At 43.6% G+C, this 6,813-nt stretch carries 8 protein-coding genes and 2 pseudogenes; 4 read left to right on the top strand and 6 right to left on the bottom strand.

Annotation, left to right across the window (positions count from 1 at the left end; genetic code table 11):
• Positions 1 to 23: 23 nt before the first annotated feature.
• Positions 24 to 359, bottom strand: a pseudogene (locus EWV60_RS08395) (ISL3 family transposase); the annotation flags it as partial.
• Here EWV60_RS08395 and EWV60_RS08390 point away from each other — a divergent pair.
• A complete protein-coding gene (locus tag EWV60_RS08390; RefSeq protein WP_199309477.1) occupies positions 313 to 915 on the top strand; it encodes a DUF928 domain-containing protein in 603 nt (200 codons plus the stop codon). The pseudogene EWV60_RS08395 and the gene EWV60_RS08390 sit on opposite strands and share 47 nt — an antisense overlap.
• A gap of 72 nt (positions 916 to 987) precedes the next feature.
• Positions 988 to 1,635, top strand: a complete 648-nt coding sequence (locus tag EWV60_RS08385; protein ID WP_287231846.1) for a Uma2 family endonuclease — start codon at positions 988 to 990, stop codon at positions 1,633 to 1,635.
• A 6-nt stretch (positions 1,636 to 1,641) separates the two neighbouring features.
• Here the strand turns inward: EWV60_RS08385 and EWV60_RS08380 are convergent, their stop codons facing one another.
• The 3 genes from EWV60_RS08380 to EWV60_RS08370 all read right to left on the bottom strand — a co-directional run bounded on the left by EWV60_RS08380 (position 1,642) and on the right by EWV60_RS08370 (position 3,155).
• Positions 1,642 to 1,845, bottom strand: coding sequence for a hypothetical protein (locus tag EWV60_RS08380; RefSeq protein WP_016516461.1), 204 nt, complete (start codon positions 1,843 to 1,845; stop codon positions 1,642 to 1,644).
• Between the two features lie 271 nt (positions 1,846 to 2,116).
• A complete protein-coding gene (ureE, locus tag EWV60_RS08375; protein ID WP_002747017.1) occupies positions 2,117 to 2,593 on the bottom strand; it encodes an urease accessory protein UreE in 477 nt (158 codons plus the stop codon).
• Between the two features lie 76 nt (positions 2,594 to 2,669).
• Positions 2,670 to 3,155 carry a DUF4168 domain-containing protein gene (locus EWV60_RS08370; protein ID WP_002738674.1) on the bottom strand — a complete coding sequence of 162 codons (486 nt, stop codon included), beginning with the start codon at positions 3,153 to 3,155 and terminating at the stop codon, positions 2,670 to 2,672.
• Between the two features lie 549 nt (positions 3,156 to 3,704).
• On the opposite strand from EWV60_RS08370, the gene hbs reads away from it, so the two are divergent.
• Together hbs and cobD are read left to right on the top strand one after the other, a co-directional pair.
• On the top strand, positions 3,705 to 3,989 hold the full coding sequence (gene hbs / locus EWV60_RS08365) for a non-specific DNA-binding protein Hbs (protein ID WP_002739253.1): 285 nt from the start codon (positions 3,705 to 3,707) through the stop codon (positions 3,987 to 3,989).
• A 31-nt stretch (positions 3,990 to 4,020) separates the two neighbouring features.
• On the top strand, positions 4,021 to 5,085 hold the full coding sequence (gene cobD / locus EWV60_RS08360; protein WP_024968477.1) for a threonine-phosphate decarboxylase CobD: 1,065 nt from the start codon (positions 4,021 to 4,023) through the stop codon (positions 5,083 to 5,085).
• Positions 5,086 to 5,147: 62 nt separating this feature from the next.
• Here the strand turns inward: cobD and psbC are convergent, their stop codons facing one another.
• Positions 5,148 to 6,530: a photosystem II reaction center protein CP43 gene (psbC, locus tag EWV60_RS08355; RefSeq protein WP_002801320.1), complete on the bottom strand. Its 1,383-nt coding sequence runs from the start codon at positions 6,528 to 6,530 to the stop codon at positions 5,148 to 5,150.
• Positions 6,514 to 6,813 (bottom strand): annotated as a pseudogene (locus EWV60_RS08350) (photosystem II D2 protein (photosystem q(a) protein)); the annotation flags it as partial. The pseudogene EWV60_RS08350 and the gene psbC, both read right to left, overlap by 17 nt.

Below are 6,813 nucleotides of genomic sequence, written 5' to 3'. Positions count from 1 at the left end.
TCTTCCGAACTTACCATGTAAAATCAACTAGCAAAATGCCAATTTAATAAACATCTAAGACTAAAGTTTTTAAAGTTTCTAAATCCATAGCCTCTCCTTTTAATCACCTTCAGTTTATTGTTAATTCCTTCCACTGTTCCCTGGGTTGTTCGGTTATCAAAATAGGCAGTTATTTCGTCAATCCAGCGCCGAATTGTCTGGCAGCTTTTAGGAAAGTAAGCCATCGCCTTTTTTATCCAATCGCTCAAGGCAAATAATCCCTCATTCCCCTCCGTATTTTTCTCAAATACTTCTCTAAATTACTCTTTTAATTTGTGCATTTCCCCAAGTTTTGGAGACACTTTATATACTTCTTCCAATATTGCATCGCAAGTTTATGTCGGTCAAACGGTATCTGTTACCCCTTCTTTTGTCTGCATAGTGGGTAATCAAAATACGGATTATGAGGTAGATTTTCGCTTATTTGAATTTAATGAGCAAGGAAAAATTAAACAAAGGAGAGAAACGTTAAGATTTCAACAAAAAGGAGGAATTCATAACTTTTCTTTTCCCAGTAATCAAACCCCTTTAGAAGTGGGTAAAAAGTATTTATGGCAAGTCGCTATTCGTCAAAGTCCTGACGTTTGGATGATTCAACGAGCAGAATTCCGAGTGGTTGAAATACCCATTCATTTAAGTCAACCACCAATTCAAAAAACTGAACAAGCAGAACGCTATGCCGAAAATGGGTTATGGTATGATGCTTTAATGACGAGCTTATCTTCAACCCATCAAGGAGAATTAAACCCTCAAGTTTCCAATTTTATTAAATCTCTTGTAGAATCTGAACATTTAGATCCATCTGAAGGGGTTGATGCCAAAATTATTACTCGACGAAATAACACTTTAATAAAACTGGCAGAATATTACAAATAGGCTTAATTTTTGTTGCAATCCTATGAGTAAGGGTATAATTAAACTAAGAAATCAACATTTTCAGCTAAAGCCATGCAATTAGCCTTAGAACAAATTATCGTCAATCCTGGTCAACAGTTACTTTTAAAAGAGCTTAACTGGCAAAAATTTGAGACAATATTATCAGAATTAGGAGAAAGTCGTGCTTCTCGGTTATCCTACAGTAACGGAATATTAGAAATTATGGTACCTTTACCCGAACATGAAAAAGATAAAGAAATCATTAATTATATGGTTCAGTTTTTGTTAGAAGCACTCAATATTGATTTTGAACCGTTAGGATCAACAACATTTAAAAACGAGCGGATGAATCAAGCGGTTGAACCTGATGCCTGTTTTTATATTAAAAACTATCAAGCCGTTATTGGCAAAAATAGACTTAATTTAGAAAGTGATCCCCCCCCCGATTTAGTCCTAGAAATTGATATTACTTCCCGTACTTATTTAGATAATTATCGACAGTTAGGTGTTCCCGAACTGTGGCGTTATACTCAAAGTGGCCTACAGATTAATTTATTACAAGAAGGAGAATATATTGAGTCTTTAAGCAGTCCCAATTTTCCTCAGATCCCGATTATTGAATTAATTAATCAATTTGTTAAACAAAGTCAACAAGTAGGGAGAAGTGAAGCCATCAGAAACTTTAAAAATTGGCTGACGGAAAATATAGATAATAGTTGAAAAATCCTAACATTTTCGACTAAGATAAATTCGTCCGTCGAGAGTTGTATAAACCCCTTGCGGTTCAATGATCAGTTTATTACTAGAATCTAGTTCACAAAAATAGATTAGATCATTGTTTTGAGCAGGGAATTTTTTAACCTCAGTGGGTGTGGATAAATCAGACAGGACAGAGGTTACAGCCGTTGGTGCTAGTTCTGAAAGTACCATGGTTATTCATTCCTCGTAGTTCGATTTTTACTTTGATGATTAATCAATTCACCGAGGCCGATTAAAATTCTAGAAACTAGCAGAATGAGAGCCTCTTGATTAAGAAAACATCCCGTAGAGGCTGTTAAAAAGTTACTGTTTTTTTGTCAGTTAAATTTTGTTAAGATAATGCCCAAAAACTACAATTTATGGTAGGAAAAGAGGTAAGTCGAAACCGAGTTTGATTTTTGCTTACTCTAAATCAGAAAGGGCATTGGGCAAGATTAGCTAACTATCCCTTTTTTGCCTCTTCCAGGTCATGATAATGCTGATAAGCGCCGATTTCGGGGTTAAAGGGGGCGATTTCTTCAGTTACAGTTAATCCCAAACCTTCTAACATTGCTTGTAGGACAGAATCAGGGGCCAGACGCAGATAATCGGGGTTAATTTCTAGGGCTACATGACGATTACCGAGGTGATAGGCCGCTTTGAGGAGTAAATCGGTTGAAGGGGCGGTAATAGTGATAACTGGTTCGGGTTTAGCGATAATTTGAACAATTTCGCCGTTTTCTCCCCGCAGGAAATCGCGATCCTGTAGAATGGTGCCGCGAGGTAAACGAAAACAGAGGGAAAAACCTTCGGGACTGTCGAGACGATAACGGCTGCGGGTGCGTTCTTCGGCCGTAAGTAGGAGGCTAAAAACCACCGTTTCTGGGGGAGGTGGACTAGCGGTATGACGGGGGGGTAAGCGCTCGGTAAAAGTTAACATGATATTGGTCAATGAGAAAAAACATTCTTATTGTAGCCCTGACTCCAACTTGACCCGAAAAACTGAGGAACTTTTTCTATTTATTTTCCCGCTGCAGACGAATCATCTCATTTTGTACCCGTCGTCTCAAGTTATCATCGCTACGAACCCGATTAGTAATGGCGTTAAATTCAGTCGCATTCAGTCCACTGTCTTGGACAATCTTTTTTGAGTTATTACAATAATCGACGGCAATTTTTTGGGCATTAGCGGGAAGATTATTAAAGCTTTCCCGTTGGTTACAGGTAATTGCTGGGGGAATTTTGCCTAAAATTTGCGAAATTGCCTGATAAGCTTGTTTTCTTTGGGTTTCGATCAACAAAACTGCGGTCGCATAACGTTTAATTTGGTCAGCCGTAAAATCTTGAGTATAAGCGGAAGACCGGAAACTAACCACCGCCGTCGTCCAAGAAAATTCGGGAATCACACCGCCAAGAATGGCGATTACTGCCAAAAAAGTCACGATAAAAGAACGTCTTAAGCTTTGACCTAGATCGGCTAGGGGATAGCAGTAAATCACCATGCGAGTTTGTCGCTGAATAGATAATGATAGCAAACTTTCCAGTTAAATCCTGCTTTTTTGAATATTTTTAACGATCATAAGTTCCAATTCTAGCGAATATCTCCTGGGTCTGAACCTTAATTTTTGGGCAGAAATTGCTTTGGTAAACTTTTTTAACGTTTTTGGTGGCAAAATTAATCAAAAATCTGGGAGAGAACCGATGAACGATTTTTGGGAAGTTAGGATGCCTATCGCTTTTAGAGAATATTTATCGGCAATTTAGCTTGCTAATCTCTTTTTATTAGCTTATATCGCCGTAAATCTCTCGCTTATTCCCTTTTGTCTCTCCTCTTACCGGGGAATCGGGGGGAAATCTAGATAAATTAAAGGTTTCAGCGATTCCGATCGAGACAATTCCCGCTTAGAATAATGCAGTGGAATATATAGCCAATGAGGATTTGAGGCTTTATTTAGTGATCTCGATCCTGGCGAGTCCTCAACAGGGGAACCATAATAAACTACTGACAACCACCCTAAACTCAGAAAAACCGCAAAAAAAGGAGTTAGCGCATGAATAAAGGTGAATTAATCGATCAAATCGCTCTCAAAGCCTCTGTGACCAAAAAACAAGCAGATGCTGTTCTCACTGCCGCCATCGAAACCATTATCGATGCGGTTTCTGAGGGGGACAAAGTAACCCTAGTAGGATTCGGTTCCTTCGAGGCCCGGGAACGTCAGGCCCGGGAAGGACGCAACCCGAAAACCGGCGATAAGATGGAGATTCCAGCCACTCGCGTCCCGGCTTTCTCGGCGGGTAAACTGTTTAAAGACAGAGTGGCTCCGGATAAGGAATAATTACTGTTGAGTTTCGTTCGCTGTAAGTCTTTTGCCTAGACCTAAACATGGTGGTAATCTTGACTGGGCGGCCGCAATTGCTGGCTGTCCGGTTTCCTCTATTCTCGATTTTTCTGCCAGTATCAACCCCCTCGGTCCACCGGAAAGCGCCCTAACCGCTATTAAAAGCCATTTAACCAGTCTGACTCGTTATCCTGACCCCGCGTATTGGCAGTTGCGTTCTGCCCTCGGTCAATGGCACAATATCGGACCAGATTGGATTCTCCCGGGCAATGGTACGGCTGAGTTATTAACCTGGGCTGGTCGGGAATTGGCCTCATTTGATAGTGTTTATGTACTAACACCCGCTTTTAACGATTACGAACGGGCTTTAAAAAGTTTTGGTGGAAAAATCTGCCAACATTCCCTAGATTTAACCAGTTTAAAGCCGGTTAATCCCGAAAAACAAGGCTTATTACTTAATAATCCCCATAATCCCACCGGGAAACTCTGGACGGTGGCGGCCATTCGTCCCTATCTATCGCAATTTGGTTTGGTGGTAGTGGATGAAGCTTTTATGGATTTTTTACCCCCGCCACAACAGGAGAGTTTAATATCTCTGTTGCCGGAATATCCCAATCTCGTGATTTTGCGTTCCCTAACTAAATTTTACAGTCTCCCCGGTTTGCGTCTAGGATACGTCCTCGCTCATCCCGATCGCCTGTTACAATGGCAAAGATGGCGCGATCCTTGGTCGGTGAATAATTTGGCTGTGGTTGCCGCTATTGCGGCAATTGAAGATAGGGATTTTCAACAACAAACTTGGGATTGGTTAACGGCATCCCGCCAGGATTTATGGCAGGGATTAGCTAATTTTCCGCAATTACAGCCCCAAACCAGTGCCGCTAACTTCCTCTTAGTACAATCTCAATCTTCCTGTTTACCCCTACAGGAAGCTTTATTAAAATATCATCGAATTTTTATCCGCGATTGTCTCAGTTTCCCCGAATTGGGCAGCAATTATTTTCGGGTCGCTGTCCGTTTACCGGCAGAAAATCAACGATTATTATCGGCTTTAGAGAGTGTTTTAGCTGCGTCTGAGGATGTCAATGTCTGATATTAACCACAAAAAGGCTCCCGCCAACTAGACGGGAGCCGCTGCCATCGAACTAACCGAAATTAGTCGAGGTCAGGCATTGCCAATGCGGGTTCAGTCTCGCGGTCAATTCCTTTCTCGAAACCGGCGGCGGCGGCGCGAGCGCGTCCAGCGTGCCAGAGGTGTCCAATCAGGAAGAAGAAGGCGAGGGTGAAGTGAGAGGTAGCCAACCAAGCGCGAGGAGACACATAGTTAAACGAGTTAACGTCAGTGATAACCCCACCCACAGAGTTCAAGGAACCTAAAGGAGCGTGGGTCATGTATTCAGCCGCGCGGCGTACTTGCCAGGGTTGTACGTCATTTCTGATTTTGTCGAGGTCTAAACCGTTAGGACCGCGGAGGGGTTCTAACCAGGGACCGCGGAAATCCCAGAAACGCATGGTTTCACCACCGAAGATGATTTCGCCAGTGGGAGAGCGCATCAGGTATTTACCTAGACCGGTGGGGCCTTGGGCAGAAGCGACGTTAGCACCTAAGCGTTGGTCACGCACCAAGAAGGTGAAAGCTTGAGCTTGGGAAGCTTCCATGCCGGTCGGACCGTAGAATTCACTGGGATAGGCGGTGTTGTTAAACCAAACGTAAACGGCGGCGATAAAGCCCATCATGGAAAGAGCGCCCAAGCTGTAGGACAGATAGGCTTCTCCAGACCAGATGAAAGCGCGACGCGCCCAGGCAAAAGGTTTGGTGAGAATGTGCCAGATACCGCCAGCGATACAGATTAAGCCAATCCAGATGTGACCGCCGATGATATCTTCCATGTTGTTGACGCTGATAATCCAGCCTTCGCCACCGAAAGGAGCTTTGGTCAGATAACCAAAGATAACTGCGGGGTTGAGGGTCGGATTGGTGATGATGCGGACATCACCGCCACCGGGGGCCCAGGTATCATAGACACCGCCAAAGAACATGGCTTTAAATACCAACAACAGCGCACCACAACCCAAGAGAATCAGGTGATAACCGATGATGTTGGTCATTTGGTTTTTGTCTTTCCAGTCGTAACCGAAGAAATTAGAGTATTCCTCTAGGGTTTCCGGTCCGCGGATAGCGTGGTAGATACCACCAAAACCGAGTACAGCCGAAGAAATTAAGTGCAGAACACCAGCGACGAAGTAGGGGAAGGTATCGACTACTTCACCACCCGGACCGACCCCAAAACCGAGGGTAGCTAAGTGGGGAAGCAGGATTAAACCCTGTTCGTACATCGGTTTTTCGGGGATAAAGTGGGCGGTTTCAAACAGGGTCATCGCCCCAGCCCAGAAAACGATTAAACCGGCGTGGGCGACGTGAGCGCCGAGCAGTTTACCGGAGAGGTTGATAAGACGAGCGTTACCAGACCACCAAGCGAAGCCAGTGGAACTTTGGTCACGACCACTAGCGGTAGGGATATTAGAGAGCGTTACCACGCGGGAGAACCTCCTCAGGGAAGATAAAGTTTTCGTGGGGTTGGTCTTGGGGAGCCATCCAAGCTCTCAGACCTTCGTTAAGCAGAATATTTTTAGTGTAGAAGGTTTCAAATTCCGGGTCTTCCGCCGCTCTCAATTCCTGAGAAACGAAGTCATAGGCCCGTAGATTAAGCGCTAATCCCACTACACCCACAGCACTCATCCATAAACCAGTCACGGGGACAAAGAGCATGAAGAAGTGTAACCAACGTTTGTTGGAGAAAGCGATGCCGAAGATTTGCGA

It is taken from the genome of Microcystis sp. Msp_OC_L_20101000_S702, from assembly GCF_007095705.1.
Lineage (GTDB): Bacteria > Cyanobacteriota > Cyanobacteriia > Cyanobacteriales > Microcystaceae > Microcystis > Microcystis ichthyoblabe_A.
The sequence above is the reverse complement of the archived record's forward strand: the minus strand, read 5'-3'. Positions and strand labels throughout refer to the sequence as shown.